General features: G+C 61.5%; 16 protein-coding genes. 10 read left to right on the top strand and 6 right to left on the bottom strand.

Annotated features, from left to right (window positions below; genetic code table 11):
- Nucleotides 1-130: 130 nt before the first annotated feature.
- From Q0908_RS11990 to Q0908_RS11980, 3 genes are read left to right on the top strand one after another with little or no spacing between them, the layout of a single operon-like run.
- Nucleotides 131-739, top strand: a complete 609-nt coding sequence (locus Q0908_RS11990) for a hypothetical protein (RefSeq protein WP_366869097.1) — start codon at nucleotides 131-133, stop codon at nucleotides 737-739.
- A complete protein-coding gene (locus tag Q0908_RS11985) occupies nucleotides 708-2,174 on the top strand; it encodes a DNA polymerase Y family protein (protein WP_299284495.1) in 1,467 nt (488 codons plus the stop codon). Before Q0908_RS11990 ends, Q0908_RS11985 begins: the two co-directional genes overlap by 32 nt.
- Nucleotides 2,174-5,476 (top strand): error-prone DNA polymerase, encoded by a 3,303-nt coding sequence (locus tag Q0908_RS11980; RefSeq protein ID WP_299284366.1) that lies wholly within the window; start codon nucleotides 2,174-2,176, stop codon nucleotides 5,474-5,476. Before Q0908_RS11985 ends, Q0908_RS11980 begins: the two co-directional genes overlap by 1 nt.
- On the opposite strand, the gene Q0908_RS11975 is transcribed toward Q0908_RS11980, so the two are convergent.
- Together Q0908_RS11975 and Q0908_RS11970 are read right to left on the bottom strand one after the other, a co-directional pair.
- Nucleotides 5,448-6,914 (bottom strand): UdgX family uracil-DNA binding protein, encoded by a 1,467-nt coding sequence (locus tag Q0908_RS11975; protein WP_299284363.1) that lies wholly within the window; start codon nucleotides 6,912-6,914, stop codon nucleotides 5,448-5,450. The genes Q0908_RS11980 and Q0908_RS11975 overlap by 29 nt on opposite strands.
- Complete coding sequence (locus tag Q0908_RS11970; protein ID WP_299284360.1) at nucleotides 6,914-8,149, bottom strand: putative DNA modification/repair radical SAM protein; 1,236 nt, start codon at nucleotides 8,147-8,149, stop codon at nucleotides 6,914-6,916. The genes Q0908_RS11975 and Q0908_RS11970 overlap by 1 nt, the downstream gene beginning before the upstream one ends.
- A 128-nt stretch (nucleotides 8,150-8,277) precedes the next feature.
- On the opposite strand from Q0908_RS11970, the gene Q0908_RS11965 reads away from it, so the two are divergent.
- The 7 genes from Q0908_RS11965 (at nucleotide 8,278) to Q0908_RS11935 (ending at nucleotide 15,134) form a co-directional block, all read left to right on the top strand.
- Complete coding sequence (locus tag Q0908_RS11965; protein WP_299284357.1) at nucleotides 8,278-9,609, top strand: AarF/ABC1/UbiB kinase family protein; 1,332 nt, start codon at nucleotides 8,278-8,280, stop codon at nucleotides 9,607-9,609.
- The gene (locus tag Q0908_RS11960) at nucleotides 9,606-10,277 is read left to right on the top strand and encodes an ABC transporter ATP-binding protein (protein WP_299284354.1); all 672 of its coding nucleotides are present in this window, start codon (nucleotides 9,606-9,608) and stop codon (nucleotides 10,275-10,277) included. The genes Q0908_RS11965 and Q0908_RS11960 overlap by 4 nt, the downstream gene beginning before the upstream one ends.
- On the top strand, nucleotides 10,274-12,652 hold the full coding sequence (locus Q0908_RS11955) for an FtsX-like permease family protein (protein WP_299284352.1): 2,379 nt from the start codon (nucleotides 10,274-10,276) through the stop codon (nucleotides 12,650-12,652). Before Q0908_RS11960 ends, Q0908_RS11955 begins: the two co-directional genes overlap by 4 nt.
- A complete protein-coding gene (locus tag Q0908_RS11950; protein WP_299284350.1) occupies nucleotides 12,642-13,682 on the top strand; it encodes a lipocalin-like domain-containing protein in 1,041 nt (346 codons plus the stop codon). The genes Q0908_RS11955 and Q0908_RS11950 overlap by 11 nt, the downstream gene beginning before the upstream one ends.
- Nucleotides 13,675-14,229, top strand: coding sequence for a pyridoxamine 5'-phosphate oxidase family protein (locus tag Q0908_RS11945; protein ID WP_299284348.1), 555 nt, complete (start codon nucleotides 13,675-13,677; stop codon nucleotides 14,227-14,229). The genes Q0908_RS11950 and Q0908_RS11945 overlap by 8 nt, the downstream gene beginning before the upstream one ends.
- A 387-nt stretch (nucleotides 14,230-14,616) precedes the next feature.
- Nucleotides 14,617-14,859: a hypothetical protein gene (locus Q0908_RS11940; RefSeq protein ID WP_299284346.1), complete on the top strand. Its 243-nt coding sequence runs from the start codon at nucleotides 14,617-14,619 to the stop codon at nucleotides 14,857-14,859.
- On the top strand, nucleotides 14,853-15,134 hold the full coding sequence (locus Q0908_RS11935) for a hypothetical protein (RefSeq protein ID WP_299284343.1): 282 nt from the start codon (nucleotides 14,853-14,855) through the stop codon (nucleotides 15,132-15,134). Before Q0908_RS11940 ends, Q0908_RS11935 begins: the two co-directional genes overlap by 7 nt.
- Here Q0908_RS11935 and pobA read toward each other — a convergent pair.
- From pobA to Q0908_RS11915, 4 genes are read right to left on the bottom strand one after another with little or no spacing between them, the layout of a single operon-like run.
- Nucleotides 15,128-16,297 carry a 4-hydroxybenzoate 3-monooxygenase gene (gene pobA, locus Q0908_RS11930; protein WP_299284340.1) on the bottom strand — a complete coding sequence of 390 codons (1,170 nt, stop codon included), beginning with the start codon at nucleotides 16,295-16,297 and terminating at the stop codon, nucleotides 15,128-15,130. The two genes, Q0908_RS11935 and pobA, sit on opposite strands and share 7 nt — an antisense overlap.
- Nucleotides 16,298-16,347: 50 nt before the next feature.
- Nucleotides 16,348-17,013 (bottom strand): TetR/AcrR family transcriptional regulator, encoded by a 666-nt coding sequence (locus Q0908_RS11925; protein ID WP_299284492.1) that lies wholly within the window; start codon nucleotides 17,011-17,013, stop codon nucleotides 16,348-16,350.
- Nucleotides 17,010-18,539, bottom strand: coding sequence for a trimethylamine methyltransferase family protein (locus Q0908_RS11920; protein ID WP_299284337.1), 1,530 nt, complete (start codon nucleotides 18,537-18,539; stop codon nucleotides 17,010-17,012). Before Q0908_RS11920 ends, Q0908_RS11925 begins: the two co-directional genes overlap by 4 nt.
- Nucleotides 18,536-20,938, bottom strand: coding sequence for an FAD-dependent oxidoreductase (locus Q0908_RS11915; RefSeq protein WP_299284335.1), 2,403 nt, complete (start codon nucleotides 20,936-20,938; stop codon nucleotides 18,536-18,538). The genes Q0908_RS11920 and Q0908_RS11915 overlap by 4 nt, the downstream gene beginning before the upstream one ends.
- Nucleotides 20,939-20,955: the final 17 nt, after the last annotated feature.

Genomic DNA, 20,955 nt, shown 5'->3' with positions numbered 1-20,955 from the left:
GACCAAACGGCTGCATATATTTAGAACAAAGAAGGAACATTAGGGAATCAGTGTGACGTGCATGCAGTCGTTGTCTCTTCAAAAATACAAGCTTGGGCAGCGGCATCAGCGGAGCCCGATCAAACGGACCTTGTCGGAGATCTTTCCCGAAACGGTGACAGATGCAGCCGCAATTGGGTACATATTGGCGCGTCTGCCCCGCACCAATGCGCCTGTGTTGTGGGTGCAGGATCGCCTGTCCTGTCGCGAAACGGGGCGTCTTTGTCTTGCGGGGCTTGGCGTCCAGCGCCCCATTATTGCGGTGAACTTGTCCCGTCCGGTCGACGTTCTGTGGGCATTAGAAGATGGGTTGCGTTGCCGGACACTTGTCGCCGTGATTGGCGAGATATGGGGCGATCCGGCCGCGTTGGACTTTACCGCGACCAAACGGTTGGCGATTCGTGCAGAGGCCGCAGATGTGCCTTGCTGGCTGGTCCGCCACGCCGCCACACCAAACCTGAGTGCGGCCCGCAACCGCTGGCGGATCGGGTCGGTCCCCTCTACCGCCAATGCCCACGACGCCCACGCGCCGGGGGAATCGCGCTGGTCGCTCGATCTGTTCCGGTCGCGTCAAGCCAAGCCGGGCAAGTGGACGGTGACATATGACCGGACGGCGGATCGTCTCGATCGCATTACCCCACTTCGCGATGGAGCGATGGCAGCGCGCGATGGAACGACGGGGCAACGCGCCACAGGATGATATTCCGCTGGTGCTGGCCAGTGAGGGGCATCATGGCCCGGTGATCCACGCCTCCAATCGTATCGCGCGGGGGATGGGCATTCTGCCGGGATCGCGCGTTGTGGATATGCGCGCGATTTGTCCCGAATTGCAGGTGGAATATGCAGACCAGGCCGGTGACCGGGCCGCATTGGATCGTTTGGTGCTGTGGGCGCGGCGCTGGTGTCCGTGGACGGTGCGCGATGGCGACAACGGGATGATTTTGGACACAAGCGGCTCCGATCATCTGCTGGGCGGCGAAGCTGCGATGCTGATCGAGATGGAGACGCAATTGTCCCTTCTGGGTCTAACATCACAACTGGCCGTTGCCCCGACATGGGGAAGTGCCTGGGCGCTGGCAAGGTTCGGGCCTGTGCGCTCAATCTGCATGGCCGATGAAATCCCCCACAAACTTGGGCCCTTGCCCGTCGCGGGATTGCGTCTGGACGGCGAGACTTTGCTGCTGTTGCAAAGGTTGGGGCTCAAAACCATCGGGGCATTGATGGATGTGCCGCGCCTTTCGCTGACACGGCGCTTTGTGAAAGCGGCCCTCGCCTCCAACCCGCTGATGCGGCTGGATCAGGCGTTTGGGCGGTTGGCCGAACCTGTTGCTAGCGTCGATGCAAAGCCGCGGTTTGTGGTCCAAAGCCGCTTGGCAGAGCCTATTTTCGACCCGACACCCTATCTGCCCCAATTGTGCGAAGACCTGTGTGATGCGTTGCAGCACGCAAGCATGGGGTGCCGCAGGCTGCATCTGACGGTGTACCGCACGGATGGCGATGTCAGTTTTGTCGATGTTGCCATGTCTGCCAGCTCACAGGACCCCATCCACCTGCACAGCCTGTTTCGCGACAAGGTCGAGCGTATCAATCCGGGTTTCGGCTTTGATCTGATCACATTGGCCGCGGGTGGGGTGGAACCGATGCACGTTGTCCAAAAGGGTTTGGATGGCGATGTCGAGGATGGTTTGGACCTCAGCTTGCTTGTGGATCGGCTGACGGCAAAGTTTGGCACACAGGCTGTGTCGCGTCCTACCTTGCGGGCCAGCCACGTACCGGAGCGCGCCGAGGGGCGTGTCGCCGCCCTGTCCACCCCCCCTCCGCCGGTTGAGGCCGTGTCCCAAAACCGCCCCATCCGTCTGCTGGACGTCCCCGAAGAAGTGCGGGTGCTTTATGCGGTGCCCGAGGGCCCACCGGCACAGTTCGTCTGGCGCAAGCAAACCCATCGTGTCACCCGGTATGCGGGGCCGGAACGGATCGCCCCCGAATGGTGGAAAGACCGCCCCGGCACCCGGCTGCGTGACTATTTCAAGGTCGAGGATCAGACGGGCCGCCGCATCTGGCTCTACCGCGAGGGTCTGCATGATGATGGGCGCGGCGGGGATCCGCGCTGGTTCGTGCACGGGATGTTTGCCTGATGCCTGACATGGACAACCAGCACCCAAGGCGCACAATCGAGGATGATGGGCTCACCCGCAACACGCCCAGCGCTTTCGTGGAGCTTGGTATCACCACATGCTTTTCCTTTTTGCGCGGGGCCTCGGATGCCGTGGATCTGGCCACAACCGCAAATGCGCTGGGATATGACAAACTGGGCTGCGCGGATCTGAACACAATGGCAGGCGTGGTCCGCTTGCATGCCGAGGCTCACAAAGCCCAGATCACTCCTGTGATTGGCTGCCGTCTTGAGCTGGTGACGGGAGAGATGTTCCTTGCCTATCCGCGTGACCGGGCGGCCTATGGGCGGCTGTGTACCTTGCTGTCCAAAGCCAAGATGCAGGCGGTTGATGGGTCATGGCAGCTCAAGGGGGCCTGCGACATCACATTGGATGATCTGGCGCAGCACAGCGCGGGTGTGCAACTGATCGCCATACCCGGTTTGGACCTCAATCACTTCAGCGCGGGTCTGCGCCGTCTGATCCGCGCCCTGCCGACCCTCAAGCACATCGCGGCAAGTTACCTTTATCGCGGCGATGATCGGGCCCGGATCAATCGGCTGGACAGGCTTGCAAACGCCAACGGGCTGTCCATTCTGGCGACCAATGACGTTCACTATCACGCCCCCGAGCAGCGCCCGTTGCAGGACGTGATGACATGTATCCTGCATAAAACCACAATCCAGAAGGCAGGCTTTCTGCTGGATGCCAATGCGGAACGGCACTTGAAATCCCCCGCGCAGATGAAGGCGCTGTTTTCAGAGTGGCCGCATGCCATTCACGCAACGCGGGTCGTTGCGGATGCTTGCACGTTCAGCCTGCTCGAACTGTCTTACGAATACCCGCAGGAAACCGTGCCCGATGGGCGCACCCCACAAGAATATTTGGACGAACAGACATGGAAAGGGGCGGCATGGCGCTATCCGGATGGCATACCCGATACCGTCACAGCGACCTTGCGCAAAGAATTGGCGCTGATTGCCAAGCTTGAAATCGCCCAGTATTTCCTGACGATCCAGAACATCGTCAATTTCGCCCGGCACGATTGCACCCCCCCGATCCTGTGTCAGGGCCGCGGATCAGCCGCGAACTCCGCCGTCTGTTACGTTCTTGGCATCACGGCCGTTGATCCGGCGACAAACGATTTGTTGTTTGAACGCTTCATCAGTGAAGAACGCAAAGAGCCCCCCGACATCGACGTCGATTTCGAACATGAGCGGCGCGAAGAGGTGATCCAGCATATCTATGAAAAATACGGGCGCGACCGGGCGGCTTTGTGCGCCACGGTGATCCATTATCGCCCTCGTATGGCCGTGCGCGAAGTGGGCAAGGTCATGGGGCTGTCCGAAGACATCACCACCGCCTTGTCCAAGACCATCTGGGGGTCTTGGGGACGGGAGGTCGGCGCGCGCGAAGCGACAGAGGCGGGCATCGATCTGAATGACCCCCTCATGGCCCGCACCATCAAAATCGCGGATCAGATGATCGGGATGCCGCGCCACCTCGGGCAGCATGTTGGCGGGTTCATCCTGACCCAAAAGCCGCTGACCGAAACTGTCCCAATTGGAAACGGCGCAATGCCTGAGCGTAGCTTTATCGAATGGGACAAGGACGATATCGACGAGTTGCGTATCCTCAAGGTGGATGTTCTGGCCCTTGGAATGCTGACCTGCATCCGCAAGGCCTTCGATATGATTGCAGCCCATCACGGACCGACATTCACATTGGCAAGCATTCCACAGGACGACACGCCGACTTATGACATGCTGTGCAAAGGCGACAGTCTGGGCGTGTTTCAGGTCGAAAGCCGCGCGCAGATGAACATGTTGCCCCGGCTCAAGCCGCGCGAATTCTATGATCTGGTCATTCAGGTCGCCATTGTCCGGCCCGGCCCAATTCAGGGCGATATGGTGCACCCCTATTTGCGCAGGCGCAGCGGGAAAGAGGCCGAGGAATACCCCTCACCCGCCGCCCCGCATGATCCGGATGAGCTGAGGCACGTGCTCAAGCGGACCAAGGGCGTGCCGATCTTTCAGGAGCAGGCGATGAAAGTTGCCATGGTTGCCGCCGAGTTTTCCCCGGACGAGGCCAACCAGCTGCGCAAAGCCATGGCGACATTCCGGTCGCGCGGCACCATTGGCGCATTGGAGGAGAAAATGGTCGGGCGCATGATCCGGCGCGGCTATGATCCGGAATTTGCAAACCGCTGTTTTCATCAGATCAAAGGGTTCGGGGATTATGGTTTCCCTGAAAGCCACGCGGCCAGCTTTGCGCATCTTGTCTACGTATCGAGTTGGATCAAATGCCACTACCCGGATGTGTTCTGTGCGGCGTTGCTGAATTCCCAACCTATGGGATTCTATGCGCCTGCCCAGATTGTGCGCGATGCCAGGGAACACGGCGTCACAGTGCGTGCGCCAGATGTGAATTACAGCGATTGGGACAACACGCTGGAACCTCTTGGACATGATGTCTTTGCGGTGCGTCTGGGGCTGCGCCAGATTGATGGCGTGCGGCAGGACATGGCACACCGCATCATGGAGGCGCGGCTGACCCCCTATACAGATCTGGCAGACCTGAAAAAACGCGCCCGCCTTGATGTTGGCACCTTGCGCAAACTGGCGGCGGCGGATGCCGTACGCTCCATGGATCTGGATCGGCGGCAGGCGCTTTGGGATGCTCGCGCGTTGCGGGATGCGCCAGCCCTGCCTCTGTTCCAGGAAAACCGGGACGAGGGGCGCGAAGTGCAGTTCGCCCTGCCGCAGATGCCCATGTGCGAACATGTCGTTGCAGATTATCAAACCACGCGGCTGTCCTTGAAAGAGCATCCCATGTCGTTTCTGCGCACAAGCATGACACGGCAGGGCTATCGCTCGACCGGGGTCCTCAACACGATGCGCAGTGGCCAGTCCATCAAGCTGGCTGGGATTGTATTGATCCGCCAGCGTCCCGGCAGCGCCAAGGGGGTCTGCTTTATCACGCTTGAGGACGAGGTCGGCGTTGCCAACCTGGTCGTCTGGCCAAAAGTGATGGAGGCGTTTCGCAAGGTCATCATGCGCGCGCGTATCATTGATGTCACAGGTGTGGTGCAACGCAGCGATGACGTCATTCATGTCGTGGCCCATCGCCTGTCTGATCGCAGCGATGCGCTTGACCGGTTGGCAAATGATGTGATGACCCCACCGCTCGCCCGTGCTGATGAAGTCAGGAAAGCCCTTCCGCACGGCAGCCATGGCCATCCGCGCAATGTGCGCGTCATCCCGAAATCGCGGGACTTTCACTAGGGGATACGGCGTCGCCCGAAATGATCCGGCGTGCCAGCGCAAGGTCAGCTTGAAAATCGCGCATCGCCTGTTGGGCAACCTCGGCGGGTTGCGCGCGCAGGATATAGGCGGGGTGAAGTGTGATCAGCACTTTGCCCCCGTGCAGCCCATCCTCGATCTTGCCGCGCCGGTTCATGATCGCTTGCCCGGATCCGGTTGTTGCCAGCGCCGCCGTTGCGCCCATTGCGACAATCAGTTTAGGGGCGACCTGTTTGATCTCCGCGTTCAGCCACCATGCACACCGATCGATTTCAGATCGTGTGGGTCGTTGATGGATGCGCCTTTTGCCACGCGCCGTGAACTTGAAATGCTTGACTGCATTGGTGAGGTAAAGCGCCTCGCGCGTCAGACCTGCATGGGCCGCGGCCTGGTCGAAAAGCTGCCCGGCCGGGCCAACAAAGGGACGCCCGGCCAGGTCCTCCTGATCGCCCGGTTGTTCCCCGACAATCATCAGGTCCGCATCCACCGGGCCGCTGCCGGGCACGGCTTGGGTCGCCCCCTTGTGAAGATCGCAGCGTGTGCAGCCCTCAAGCGCGTCGCGCATGGCGCAGGCGGACCCGGTCCATTCAGAGACATTGCGCATCTGCATGGCTTGCGCGCTAGCGGCGTGCGCGGGCGGCAGGGTCGGTGCGGCCTCTGCCATGGCGCGTGCGCGGGCGGGTGCTGTTGCGATCAGCTCGGGGATGGCGACCGCCTCGGGCATGTTCTTCCAGTATTTCTTGGGCATTTCCGACTGCATCGCTGCCACTTTCAGCCGGGCAGGGTTAAAGATGTTGCGGAAATAGGTGACCCACAGCTCTTCATGGGCATCATCGGGCAGGTCGGGCGCGTCAGCCCCGTCTTCCAGCCGCAACACGCCCTTTTCGAAATGAGCGCTGACATCAGGGGTCAGGATACGCCAATCCATATCGCCAAAGCGGCGGCAAAAGAACTGCGCGGTCGGCTCAACCGTGTGATGGGTCGGCTCAAACCAGGCGGCAAAGGATCGCCGTGGCGCTGCGGGGTCCCCGATCTCGCGAAACCGGACAAAGGCCTTCATCTTGTGCTGACAGCGATGTACGCCTTTTTCCAGGCTGCGCAGCTTTGCAACCTCGGCGTCCCCCCGATCAGACATCAGCCAAGGCGCGCTTTGGACACGCCACAGCAACGCATAGAGCCGTGCAAATCGCTGAGGGTCGGAATGCCAGACCACGCTGTTGGCCAATGCCACAAAGCTGCGCGGCACGGTTATGTCGCTGCGATCTGGTGGCGCTGCCGGTGCGTTCGCAAATAACTCGGGCGGGGTGTCATCACCGCCCCAGATGACGTCACTGGGCGGCACCCGTTCCCCCAACAACGCACGCGCCGCATCGCGCCACGCCACCGCCGTGCCGATTTTGGGCAACGCGATGTGCCGCATTACAGCAACGTCAATTGCTGGGGTGCGGGCGCGAACCGGGCGCGCAAATCCGCGCTGTCGGTCAGCCGGCCCGGGGTCCATCCAAGGGCTGTGATGAACGCGCGCGCCTTTTTCATCGATCCGCCCATGCAGGCCAGATCCTCATATCGCAACGTGCGATGTCGCCGTGTGCTCAGGATACGCTGCACCGATTTGACGCCAAAGCCGGGGACCCGCAGCAACATGTCCTTGCTTGCGGTGTTCACATCCAGCGGAAACAGGCCCCGATGCTGCAAGGCCCAGGCCAGCTTGGGGTCAATGTCGAGGTCGAGGTTCCCGTCCGGCGTCACGCCCGTGATTTCGTTCAAGTCGAACCCATAGAACCGCAACAGCCAGTCCGCCTGATAAAGCCGATGTTCCCTCTGCAACGGCGGGCGGATCAGCGGCAGCTTGCTGGAACTGTCAGGGATCGGCGAGAAGGCCGAGTAATAGACCCGCTTCAACTTGTAACTGGAATAAAGCCGGGTGGATTGCGACAGCACCGCCGCATCGTTTGACGCATCCGCCCCCACAATCACCTGAGTGGATTGCCCTGCGGGGGCAAACCGGGGCGGGCGCTTGCCGGTGTGAGACTTGTCCTTGGCCACCTCTTTGCGCATCCGGACGTTGGCCATCGCCTTGCGGATCTGTGCAGGGTTCTTTTCCGGCGCGAAATTCTTGACCGAAACATCCGTGGGCAATTCGACATTGATCGACAGCCGATCCGCCAGCAGCCCCGCTTCTTCGATCAGTTCAGGGGCGGCATCGGGGATTGTCTTGAGGTGGATATAGCCGCGAAAGTTTTCCTCGTGCCGCAGCTTGCGCGCAATGCGCACCATGTCCGACATCGTCCGGTCCGGCGACTGGATGATCCCCGAAGATAAAAACAGTCCTTCGATGTAGTTGCGGCGGTAGAAGTTGATCGTCAGGTCCACGACCTCGTCCACGGAAAACCGGGCACGAGGCACGTTCGACGACACCCGATTGACGCAATAGCTACAGTCATAGATGCAAAAATTTGTCATCAATATCTTGAGCAGACTGATACAGCGCCCATCTGGGGCATAGGCGTGACAAATCCCCGATCCCTCGTTCGATCCCAACCCCTTCCCGTCGAGTGAATCGCGTTTAGTCGACCCTGACGAGGCGCAGGAGGCGTCGTATTTGGCTGCGTCGCTGAGGATTGCCAGCTTGGAGACGAGAGAGAGTCGGGACATAATGTTCACATTATGTTCTCATCCAAGCTGATGCAAGCGCAAGTGATGCTGCGCTGGCCAAGTATCGCCGAATTGATTTTGTGCCTCCGACACTTAGCTTACGAGGAAGCCAAGGACATAAAACACCGATGACCGAAAACAGCCCCTTATCGCGCCCGCTGGCCGTGCCGACAGGACGCGTGTCGCGCATGATGCGCATGGGCGTGCTGGCGGCCGATGTGGCCGGTCGCATGGCGGCTGATGGCGCGCGCCAATGGGGGCAGGGCGGCCGCCCCACGACGCGGCAGTTGTTTATGACTCCGGGCAATCTGCGCCGCATGGCGGATGAGCTGGCGCGCATGCGCGGGGCGGCGATGAAGGTTGGTCAACTTCTCTCGATGGACACCGGCGACATGTTGCCCCCCGAACTGGCCGAGATCATGGCTCGCCTTCGGGCTGATGCCGATTTCATGCCGCCCAGACAGTTGCGCAATGTGCTGGATGCGGAGTGGGGCGCAGGCTGGCGTCAACGCTTTGCCCAGTTTGATGTGCGCCCCATTGCGGCGGCCTCTATCGGGCAGGTCCACAGGGCCCGTTTGCCCGATGGCACGGAACTGGCGATCAAGGTGCAATATCCCGGCATCGCGCGCAGTATCGACAGTGACGTGTCAAACATTGGCAGCCTGATCCGCATGTCCCGGCTGTTGCCCAAAGAGTTTGAATTGCGCCCCTATCTCGATGAGGCTCGCGCGCAACTGAAGGAAGAGGCGGATTACAACGCCGAGGCCGCTCATCTAGAGACCTTTGGCCGCTTGCTGAAGGATGATGCGCATTTTGTCGTGCCTGCGCTCCATGCGCCGCTGACCACGCAAAAGGTGCTCGCCATGACGTATGTGCCGTCGGACAAGATCGAAACGGTCGCTGAACAGCGTCAGGATGTGCGTGACCGGGTGATGCATGCGCTGTGTACGTTGATGTTGCGAGAGTTGTTTGAGTTTGGTGTGATGCAGACCGATCCGAACTTTGCCAATTATCGCTTTGATCCGGACACGGGGCGGATCGTTTTGCTGGATTTTGGCGCAACGCGCCGTGTGCCCGCAGCCTTGCAGACCCATATGCGTGCGCTCTTTCAGGCCGGGTTGGAAGATCAAGGCGCGGAGGTCGACAGCATCGTGGCGCAGATGGGACTGGTGCCTGACACCGTCGAGGCTCCTTTTCGCGACCGCATCCTTGATATGATCATGCTTGTCTTTGACGAAGTTCGGGCGGCACCTTTGCTGGACTTTGGCACATGGGATGTGTCCCGGCGCTTGCAGCGCGAAGGTGAGGCGCTGGCCGCCGCAGGCTTCGTGCCGCCTCCGGTGCCCATGGATCTGCTCTATATCCAGCGTAAAGTCGCGGGCATGTTTCTACTTGCGACCCGCCTGAATGCCCGCGTGCCAGTGACAGAGTTGATCACGACGGGGTTGAGCCGCGCATGACGCAAGCCGACCTGGCCCTTTTTCTAAGCGGTGTTCAAAAGACATTCGCAGGCGCCGACGGGCCTGTGCCGGTGTTGGGCGGTGTGGACATGACACTTGCACCTGGCGAGACGCTGGCGCTGACCGGGGAATCCGGCAGCGGCAAAAGCACGTTGCTCCATATCGCCGGTGGGCTGGAGGTCGCGGATGCGGGGACAGTGCGTGTGGCTGGTCAGGAGCTGACCGGGATGTCCGACAGTGATCGCGCCGCCGTACGGTGTCGCGATGTCGCGGTGATCTTTCAGCAATTTAATTTGATCCCGTCGTTGAATGTGACGGACAATATCGCGTTTCAGGCGCGGCTCGCGGGGCGCGCGGATATGGCCCTGATTGGTGAACTTGCCACGCGTCTTGGGTTGTCGGACCAGATGCGCAAATACCCCGAGGCCCTGTCGGGCGGTCAGCAGCAGCGTGTCGCCATCGCGCGGGCCATCGCGGCACGGCCGCAGGTGTTGTTGGCTGATGAACCCACGGGCAATTTGGACGAAAACACAGCCGTGCAGGTTCTTGACCAATTGCTGACCCTTGTGGCGGATACGGGCGCTGCGCTGCTGTTGGTGACGCATTCACCTGTCATCGCCGCCCGTATGGGTCGCCGCTTGCACCTGAGCCGCGGGGTGCTGGCGTGACCCGCGCGTGCTTTGCGGCTTTGGCGTCGCACTGGCGCCACAACCCCTTGCAGTTGTTTGCCTTTCTGGCCGGCCTCGCCTTGGCCACTGGCCTGTGGTCCGGCGTGCAGGCCATCAACGCCGAAGCGCGCGCCAGCTATGATGCAGCGGCGGCAACCTTGGGCGAAGGACAATTTGACCAGATCGTACCGCGCGCAGGGGATCGTATCGCCCAACAGGATTTCGTGTCCTTGCGGCGCGCCGGTTGGCTGGTGTCACCCATCATCGAAGGGCGACTGGACGGCGTGCGCGTGCTTGGGTTCGATCCTTTGTCATCTCCTTCAGGGGCCAGCGTTGGCGAAATCGCAGAGGCGGGTGACCTCGACAGCTTCCTCAGCCCCGGCCGGCTTTATGCGACTGCTGAAACAGCCCAAGCACTCGGTGATGGTGTTACCGTTTTGGTCGAGGACACCGTCGCGCCGGGAGTCGCTGTCGGGGATATCGGCGCGGTGCAACAACTGCTGGGGCGCACTGATCTATCGCGCCTGTTGGTGCAACCCGATCAACCCTTGCGCCGCCCCGCATTGGCGGATGTGGCCCCGCATCTGCGCCTGCAATCTGCCAGCCAGTCGGCAGATGTGGGCGAGCTGACCGAGAGCTTCCATCTGAACCTCACCGCCTTTGGCCTGCTCAGCTTTGCGGTGGGATTGTTCATCGTCTACAGCACCATCGGCCTTGCGTTCGAGCAGCGGCGGGGCATGGTTCGGACCCTGCGCGCCTTGGGCGTACCCTTGCCGCGTCTGATCAAGCTGATGGTGGTTGAGGTCGTTGCGCTTGCGCTTGTTGGCGCGGGGATCGGGGTGGTTCTGGGGTATGTGATCGCCGCGCTGTTATTGCCGGATGTCGCGGGCAGCTTGCGTGGGCTTTACGGGGCCGAGATGGCTGGCACGCTGCAATTCAGGGTCTCGTGGTGGGGGTCGGGCATGGCTATTGCGGTTCTAGGCGCTTTGGCAGCGGCAGGCGGGCGGCTCTGGCAGATCGCGCGGATGCCGCTGCTGGCGAGTGCGCGACCCCGCGCATGGGCGATGACATTGGGAAATGCGCAGGTGGCTCAGGGTGTGGGCGCACTTGGCTTGCTGCTGTGTGCGGGTGCTTTGGCGGTATGGGGATCAGGGTTGGTTGCGGGTTTTGCGCTGTTGGGATGCTTCCTGATCGGGGCCGCACTTGCGCTGCCCCTTCTGGTACGTCCGGTCCTGACCTTGGCCGAGAGCACAGCCAAATCGCCGGTGGCACGCTGGTTCTGGGCGGACACGCGCCAGCAATTGCCCGGTCTCAGCCTTGCGCTAATGGCGCTGCTGCTGGCCATTTCGGCCAATATCGGGGTGGCCACCATGGTGTCGAGTTTTCGGCTGACCTTTGTAGCGTTTCTGGATCAGCGCCTGGCACCCGAGCTTTACGTCGAGGCGGAGACTGCTGCGCAAGCGGCCCAAATCGAAGCGGCAGCGCCACGCCTCGGCGCAACTGCGTTGCCGCTGCTTGTGCGTGATACGCATGTGGCAGGCCAGCCGACGCGGTTGTTTGGGGTGCGGGTCGGGCCGACCTATCGCGAGAATTGGCAGTTCCTCGCCGCCACCCCCTCTGCCTGGGATCAGGTCGCTGCGGGTGCCGCTGCGGTGGCGAATGAACAGCTGGCCCGCCGTGCAGGGCTTTGGGTCGGAGACCGCGTTGAGGTGGCCCCGGATCGCATGCTGCCACTTGCCGCGATTGTGGCGGACTACGGCAATCCACTTGGGCAATTGGTGATTGGCGAGACACTGTTCCAAAGCCTTTACCCCGAGGTCAGTGCCCGCCAATTCGGTCTGCGCACAGACGACCCCACCGCTGTGCGGCGCGCTATGACTGACGAGATGGGGATCGCTGACAGTGCCATCACCGATCAGGTCGCGCTCAAGGCGTTCTCGATGGGCGTTTTTGACCGGACCTTTACGGTTACCGCAGCACTCAACGTGCTGACGCTGGCCGTGGCGGGGTTTGCGATGTTGATGTGCCTTCTGACCCTTGCCGATTTGCGGGTGCCACAGCTGGCACCGGTCTGGGCGCTTGGGCTGACCCGCCGCCGCATTGGCCAGTTGGAGGTCATCCGCGCATTGGTTTTCGCTGCGGTCGTGTGCCTTTTTGCGTTGCCCGTCGGGCTGGGTCTGGCATGGGTCCTTTTGGCGATCATCAATGTGGAGGCGTTTGGTTGGCGTTTGCCGATGTACCTGTTTCCTGCCGATTATGCCGGGCTTGGGGCATATGCAATACTGGCCGCTGGCATTGCTGCGGCGTGGCCTGCGATCCGTCTGATGCGCGTGCCACCCAATGCGTTACTCAAGGTGTTTGCACATGAGCATTAGGCTGCTCCTCTTCCTTCTGCTTTGGCCTCTCAGCGTGTTCGCGCAGGGTTTTGCGGGCTTGGGCACGGATGCCCAGAAGTTCGCAGTGCCGCAGGCCGATCCGCAATTCGACTTTCCCGCAGATCACGGCCCGCACCCGGAATACCGTATCGAGTGGTGGTATCTGACAGCCAACCTGACCAGTGCGGATGGCACGCAATACGGATTGCAATGGACCTTGTTTCGCACGGCCATCGCACCCGGAGAGGACGCAGGCTGGTCTTCGCCACAGGTCTGGTTTGCTCATGCGGCGGTAACCACTCCACAGGCCCATTTCGCCACCGAACGCTTCGCGCGGGGGGGCGTCGGAGTTGCAGGCGTCCAAGCCGAACCGTTCCGTGCCTGGATTGACGAATGGGCGATGGAGGGGGCGGACTTTGACACTCTGACGTTGACGGCCCAAGGTCCCGACTTTGCCTATGACATGGCGTTGCAGGCGCAGGGCCCGCTGGTGTTCCACGGGCAGCACGGGTTTTCGGTCAAATCTGTCGAGGGGCAGGCGAGCTATTATTATTCTCAACCGTTCTACAAGATAGCAGGCACCCTGATATTGCCTGATGGATCGGTTGAGGTGACGGGCAATGCCTGGCTTGATCGGGAATGGTCCTCGCAACCGCTGTCGGACAATCAGTCGGGTTGGGATTGGTTTTCCTTGTCCTTTGACGATGGGGCCAAGCTGATGGGGTTTCAATTGCGCCAGCGTGACGGTTCGCTTTACAGCGCCTCCACATGGATTGGGGCGGATGGGCGCACGACGGCTTATCCAGACGGGGCCTTTGCGGCTCAACCTGTGGCCCAAAGCGATGTGGGCGGGCGCGATGTGCCCACGACGTGGCAGGTTCAACTGCCGGATCGTGGCGTTGATGTGCGGGTTGAGGCGCTCAACACCCAAGCGTGGATGCCGCTGAGCATCCCCTACTGGGAGGGCCCGGTGATCGTCGAAGGTTCCCATACAGGCGTCGGCTATCTGGAGATGACAGGATATGAATGATCTAAACGATCTGGCGGCCTTTCTGGAAGAGGGCTGGCAGCATTTGCGGCGTGGCGTGGCCGACGGCAAGGCCCCTGCGCGCTATCCGACCTTTGCGACCGTCTCCTCCGATGGACTGCCCGAGGCGCGAACGGTGGCGCTGCGCCATGCCGGGCAGGCGGAGGGTGTGGTCGAGGTGCACACAGATATCGCGACACCGAAATTCGCGGCGCTGAGGGCGAACCCGCATGCCGCGCTGCATGTGTGGGTGCCCAGATCCAACCTGCAAATTCGCCTGACCAGCCGTGTCACCATTCAAACCGGCGATGCAGTGCAGGCGGCCTGGGACAAGGTTCCTGCCGCCTCGCGGGTCTCCTACGGGACTGCGCCTGATCCCGGCACGCCGATTTCGGACGTCTATGCCTATGAAAAACCGGCGCGGCGGGATCGGTTCGCGGTGCTGCACTGCGTCATCAGCCACATTGATCTTGTGCATCTGGGGGCGCAGCACCGCCGTGCCGAATTCCGGCGCTCGGATGCGTGGAAAGGCCAATGGCTGGCCCCTTGACCCGCGCTATTTTGGCTATGCGTGTTTGGGCGGCGTGAGCTGTTTGTGATCGGGATGGCGGGCTTCACGTTCGCTTCGCGCTTGTGTGGGCCTGCACCGGGCATTGTCGAGTTGTTCACCGCGCGCGCGTTGCGGGGCCTGGCGGCGGCGGCGATGACGCCACAGGTCCTCGCCATCGCGCATGTTATCGTCTCCCCCCGGAAGAAAGGGCGCGGGCTTTTGGCCTGTCCGGAACCATCTCGAGTCTCGGCGTAGGTGGCAGGACCCATTGTTCGGAGATGCGTCGATTTCTGCGGACATATTGGAGATGGATGGCGGCTGGCGTTTTTCGTCAACATTCCGCTTGGCGCCGCCGCCGCACTCCGCGCACTGCAAAGCGATCTGATAATGACCCGGTTTCCCGTCGGTGTGATGCTGGCCTCTATGGCGACAGAACGGTTCGGTGGCCATCGTCTCGCTGCCCGGATCGCAATTGGGGCTGCGCTGTTGTATGTGGGGATAGTGAGCCTTCAGGCTGTCATCCGTTCGACGGGTTCTGATCTGAATCCCTATGGGTTTGCCATGCCATTTTTGATCTGTGGCATCGGCATGGCGACCGCGATCATGTCCTGTTTCGACTGCCGATGTTGAGTGTTGACGCACAGGACGACGGGTCCGGGGCCGGGGCGGTGCAACCGTTCCAACAGATCGGCGCAGCCCTTGGGATGGCTATTGCTTGCCAGGCACCCTTCGTCAATCCGGGCGAGGACGGGATGGCCGCAGGTGGCGAGAGCGCACCGCAATTCGTAGAGGCTGCCGCGCAAGCGATCATGTGGTCCATCGCGGTTTTCGTCGTCTTGACAGTCAGTGTCGGGCGGGCGGCATGGGTCGAGCATCGCGCGGGCGCGTTGCGGATCACTCAGTAGGGCAGCCCAACATAGTTCAGCGCCATGGCAGCTTGCGCTTCGGGGCTGTCGCGCAGCAGGGCAAGTTCAGCCAGCTGCATCTTTTTGTCAAACGCGCTTTGGCCGGGGGAGTGGTGCATGAGGTTTGAAAACCACCAACTGAACCGCTCGGTCTTCCACACCCGCGCCAGTGCCTTTTCCGAATAGACATCAATGCCATGGGTGTCATTGTCCGCATAGAACTGGCGCAAACCCTGATTGAGATAGTGCACATCCGAGGCGGCGGTGTTCAGGCCCTTGGCTCCGGTGGGTGGGACGATATGCGCGGCATCCCCGCACAGAAACAAGCGCCCCCACCGCATCGGTTCGGTGACGAAACTGCGCAAGGGTGCGATGGATTTTTCGAGGGCTGGCCCCGTGATCAGCGTCTCGGCGGCGGTGGGTGGAATGCGGCGGCGCAGCTCGTCCCAGAACGCGTCATCGCTCCAGTTCGCGGCATCATCGCCTTCATCGCATTGGATGTAGTACCGGCTGAGGTTGGCATTGCGCATCGAACATAAGGCAAAGCCGCGATCAGAGTTGGCATAGATCAGCTCGTCATTCACAGGCGGCGTTTCAGACAGCACGCCAAGCCAGCCGAACGGGTACACTTTTTCATACTCGCGGCGGACGGATGCGGGGATTGTCTTGCGACTGACCCCGTGAAAGCCATCACATCCCGCCACGAAATCGCAGTCGATGCGGTGGTGCGTTCCGTCCTGGTCAAAGGTGACAAACGGGGTGTCGGTGTCTGCGTCGTTGATCACCACTTTATCCACTTCAAACCGGGTTTCGCCTCCGGTCTTGTCGCGCGCATCATAGAGGTCGCGGGTCAACTCGGTCTGGCCATAGACCAGAACAGTTGCATCTGTATGTTGTGTGAAATCCACCCGGAACATGTCGTTATCATAGGCGATCAGGGTGCCGTCATGCACAAACCCTTCGGCCTTCATCCGGGCATCTACACCCGCCTCACCCATCAGCCCGACCAGGCCGCGTTCAAGAACCCCGGCGCGGATACGGCCCAGCACATGGGCGCGCGACTTGCGTTCCAGCACAATCGCTTCGATCCCGGCCTTGTACAGCAGTTGCCCAAGCAAAAGCCCGGATGGTCCGCCGCCGACTATCACAACCTGGGTGCGCATAGGCCCTCATTTCTTAAAAGGGCAATCTTTGGGGCGGCCGTGGTCGGGGGTCAAGCATCGGTGACAGCGCGCGCATATTCGATAAAGGCATTGATCTCTTCGGGGTGCGCAGATTTTCCGGTGAAGGCCACCAGATATTCGGGCACCATCGCCAGACGCTCTGCAAGGGTTTCGCCGAGGTTCGCGTCATCATATCCAAGCTGCATGTAGTAGAGGACGCGCGCGCGGGCCTTTGCCTCAAGCGGGTCATAAGCGAAACGGGCAAACATCTCGGTCAGGGCCTCCAACCGCGCATCGTCCCCGGCCTTGAGCACCACGTTCACCCGGTCGGACCGGCGCGCCCAATCCCGGATCGCAAAGTCGAGGCGATTATCGAACAGATCGGCGTTGATGTTGCAACGAAAAACATTGCAGCAGGCGGCGGTGATCGTGTCAGCGGGCGCATTGGCCTGCGCCACCATCGCGGCGGTGTTTGTGTCCTGCCAATGTTGCAACAGGGCATCCAAGAGGTCGGTCCGGTTCTTGAAATACCAATAGAAGCTGGATCGCGACACATCCAGCCCGGCGGCCAGATCGGCCACTTTGACCGCCTCGACCCCACCTTGTTTCAAGACCGCAAGGGCCGCGTTCAGCCAATCCTGCCTCGTGACTTTGACATTGCCAATCAGCAGATCCTTGGCCGGGTCATCCCTGTGCAGCAGGGGCGCGCCCATCAGCTTTCCGGCGCGCAGCCACCTTCGGCGCTGCGTTTGCTGATATAGGTGCGCAAGTCTTCAAGGTTGTCTTGGCGACCCGTGGGCGGGGTAAAGTCGCGCAGGATGCCTTTCCATATGTCGGTCGCGCGGGCCGTGGCGTCCACGCTGCCCCGCTCTTCCCAGGTGCCGATATTGGCAAAGTCCGCCACCAGCGGTTCGTAGAACTCGGTGCTGTAGCGTTCCATCGTGTGCGCCGCGCCGAAAAAGTGGCCGCCCGGTTGCACCTCCTGCAACGCGTCCAATGCGATCTCGGCCTCTTCTGCGGGAGTTTCGACACATAACTCGGCGATCATTTGCAGCACTTCGACATCCGTAATCAGCTTTTCGTAAGAGACGGTCAGCCCTCCTTCAAGCCAGCCTGCCGCGTGCAGGGTCACCGTCGCCCCCGCCATCAGGCACCCCCACGTCCCGAACTGGGTTTCGTTGGCGGCCTGCACATCGCCCAAGTTTGCTGCGGAACCGGATGCGCAGCGCCACGGCAGTCCGACATGACGTGCAAGCTGACCGGCGGCGAGTGATGCCTTGAAGTGTTCGGGTGTGCCGAAGACGGGCGCGCCTGACTTCATGTCGACATTCGAGGTGAACGTGCCGTAGCACACAGGCGCGCCGGGGTTGACCAACTGGCCCAGGGTGATGGCGGCCAACGCCTCGGCATGGGACAGCGTCATGGCCCCCGCCACGGTAATCGGTGCCATCGCCCCCATCAGGGTGAAGGGTGTAATGATCGCCATCTGACCGGCGCGCGCGAAATCCATGATCCCGAGGGCCATAGGGATATCCAACTGGCGCGGCGAGTTGGTGTTGATGATGGTGTAGCAATGCGCCTCGGCGCGGAATTCGGCGTCCGACAGCCCGCGCGCAATTTGCAGCATCTCGAAGGACTGATCAACCTGCCCAGTGCCGCGCGAATAGATGAACGGTACCTTGTCCGTCAACTCCATTTGCCCCTCGGTCATCGCATAGTGGCGCAGGTGAATGGGCACGTCCTGTGGTTCGACCAGTGGCGGGATCATGTGCAGCACGTCGAAATGTTGGGTCAGGGTGATGAGTTCGCGAAAGTCCTGTTCGGTGCCGGGGCGGCGTCCGCGCTCGAGGTCTGTCGCGTGAGGGCAGCCCGCGCCGGGCTGAAAGATCATGGTGCCCAGTTCCATCACCTGATCGCGCTCGCGCGCACCGCCTTTCAGCGCAAAGGATTTGGGCGCGGTGGCAAGGGCGGCCTCGACCACCTCGCGCCCGATATGGACCATCTGTGTGCTCTCATCGACGCGCGCGCCCGCGGCTTCGAACGCCGCGCGCGCCTCGGGTAGCAGCACCTTGATGCCGAGCCGTTCCAGCACATCCAGCGCGGCGTCGTGCATTGCCGCGACCCGGTCGTCGGAAAACACGTTCATTGCCGGGAACGGGTTGCGCAATCGGCGGTAGTCCGTCTTGCGGGTCTTGGCGGGTGGCGCGCCGCGCCCGCGTCGTCGTCTGGGTTGATCGCTCATCCGCGCATCGCCTTGCCCTCGGGGTCATAGGGCGAGGCTGCAATGACCTTGGCGGTGCGTTCGACCCCGACGATATGTACCGTCAGGTCCGTGCCAGTGCCGCTATGATCCGCATCGAGCAGCGCCATGGCGAGCGATTTGCCTGTGGTGTGCCCGAACCCACCCGAGGTGACAAAGCCCACCTTTTGCCCGTCTTTCCAGACCGGTTCGTACCCCGACGCATCCGCGCCATCGGCGTCCACCTCGAGCGTGACCTGCATCTGCGCGGGGCCGTTGCCATCACGTTCAGCGACCGCTGAGGTCTTGCCGACGAATTCCTTGTCCCAATCGATCCAACGGTCCATGCCGGTCATGGCCGGCGTGTAGCCTTGGGTGAATTCCGCCGACCAGATACCGAACGACTTTTCAAGCCGCAAGGACAGCAGCGCGTTGAACCCGTATTCGATCATCCCGTGATCCGCACCCGCGGCCAGCAGCGTTTTGCGCAAGGTCGCATGGTCTCCCATACGGCAGTGGATTTCATACCCCATCTCGCCCGTGACGGACAGCCGACCGACCTTGCATTGAAGTAGCCCGATGTCGAAGGTGCCGCAGCCCATGAAGGGCAGTGCACTCGCCTTGCCATCCGTTAGCGCGTCGATGACCGCTTTGGATTTGGGGCCTGACAGGGAAAAGCCAGCCATTTCGTCGCCTAGGTCGTTGAGCGTCACACCGTCCATCATGTGATCGTCGAACCAGCGTTGATGCCATGTCCGCAGATAGTAGCTGCCCATGATCCACCAGACGCCATCGCCCCAATTGAACACGGTCAGATCACCCTTGAGCCGTCCGTCTTCGCCCAGCATCGGTGCGAGGCGTGCGCGGCCCGGTGCGGGCAGGCGCGAGGCCATGATCGAGTTCAGCCACGCCTCCGCATTCTCGCCGGTGACCTCGACGCGCGAAAAGCCGGAGATATCCAGCAGGCCCACCCGCTCGCGCACTGCCTTACATTCGGCGGCCACGATGTCGTGGGCGTTGCTGCGTTTTAGAGATGGCGTTTCGGCAAACCCATGTGGCGCGAAATAGAGCGGCACTTCGAGGTCCCAGCTTTGACCCCAGTGGCACCCGGCGGCGGTCATGTCCGCATATGCCGGTGCGGTTTTCAAGGGCCGGCCGGCCGGCAGTTGTTCGTTGGGGTAGGTCATCACGAAGCGGCGGGAATAGAATTGGCCGGTCGTTTCCTTGATGTACTGCTTGTTCTCGGCCCAGATGCCATAGCGGGCCACATCCATGCCGTAGACATCCGCCTCAGGCTCGCCATGCACCATCCATTCGGCCAGCGATTTGCCCACGCCGCCCCCTTGCAGGAACCCGGCCATCACCGCGCAGGCCGACCAATAGCCGCGCTTGCGTGGCACCGGGCCCACCAAGGGGTTGCCGTCGGGGCTGAAGGTGAAGGCACCGTTCACCCACGTCTTCACGCCCACATCCTGCAACGCGGGATAGCGTTCAAAGCCCATGATCAACTCTTTTTCAATGCGATCAGGGTCTTCCTGTTGAAGTTCAAACCCGTATTCCCACGGCGCGCCGTCCATCATCCAGTGCTGGTGGTTGATCTCGTAAATACCCAGCAAAACGCCCTTCTGATCCTGACGCAGATAGGTGAACCCTTCGAGGTCCACGGTCATGGGCACCTCGAAATCCAGCTCCTCCAGCGCGGGGATCGTGTCGGAAATCAGGTAGTGGTGGTTGAGCGGCGAGACGGGCAGTTCGACGCCTGCCATGCGGCCCACCTGCTTGGCCCAGAGGCCCGCAGCGTTCACGACATGCTCACAGGATATGGTGCCCTGTTCGGTGACAACCTCCCAGCCTTGCAAGGTCTGGTTCAGTTCCAGCACCCGGTTGTGTTCGATCACTGTCGCGCCGCGTTTCTTGGCGGCCCCGGCATAGGCGTGCACGGTGCCGGTGGTGTCGATATACCCCTCGCGGTCGGCCCACATGCCGCCCAGCAACCCGTCACCCGACATGATCGGGTTCAATTCAACCGCTTCTTCGACCGTGACGAGGCGGCAATCCTCGATCCCGATGGACTGGAACGTGCGATAAGCCGATTGCAGCCATTCCCACCGGTCCGGCGTGCCTGCCATCGTCAAGCCACCGGTCATGTGCAGGCCGATATCCTGACCGCTTTCGGCCTGAATGTCCTCGAACAGGTCGATCGTATAGGCCTGCAGTTGCGCGATGTTGGGGTCCGCGTTCAGCGCGTGAAACCCGCCCGCCGCGTGCCAGCTTGACCCGGCTGTCAGCACCGAGCGTTCGATCAGGCACACATCGCTCCACCCCAGTTTGGCCAGGTGATAGAGCACCGATGTGCCCACAACGCCGCCACCGATCACCACCACCCGGTAATGTGTTTTCATGTCTGCCCTCTGTCGCA

The organism is uncultured Tateyamaria sp. (genome assembly GCF_947494755.1).
Taxonomy (GTDB): Bacteria; Pseudomonadota; Alphaproteobacteria; order Rhodobacterales; family Rhodobacteraceae; genus Tateyamaria.
This window is presented reverse-complemented; position numbering and strand designations above follow the sequence as displayed.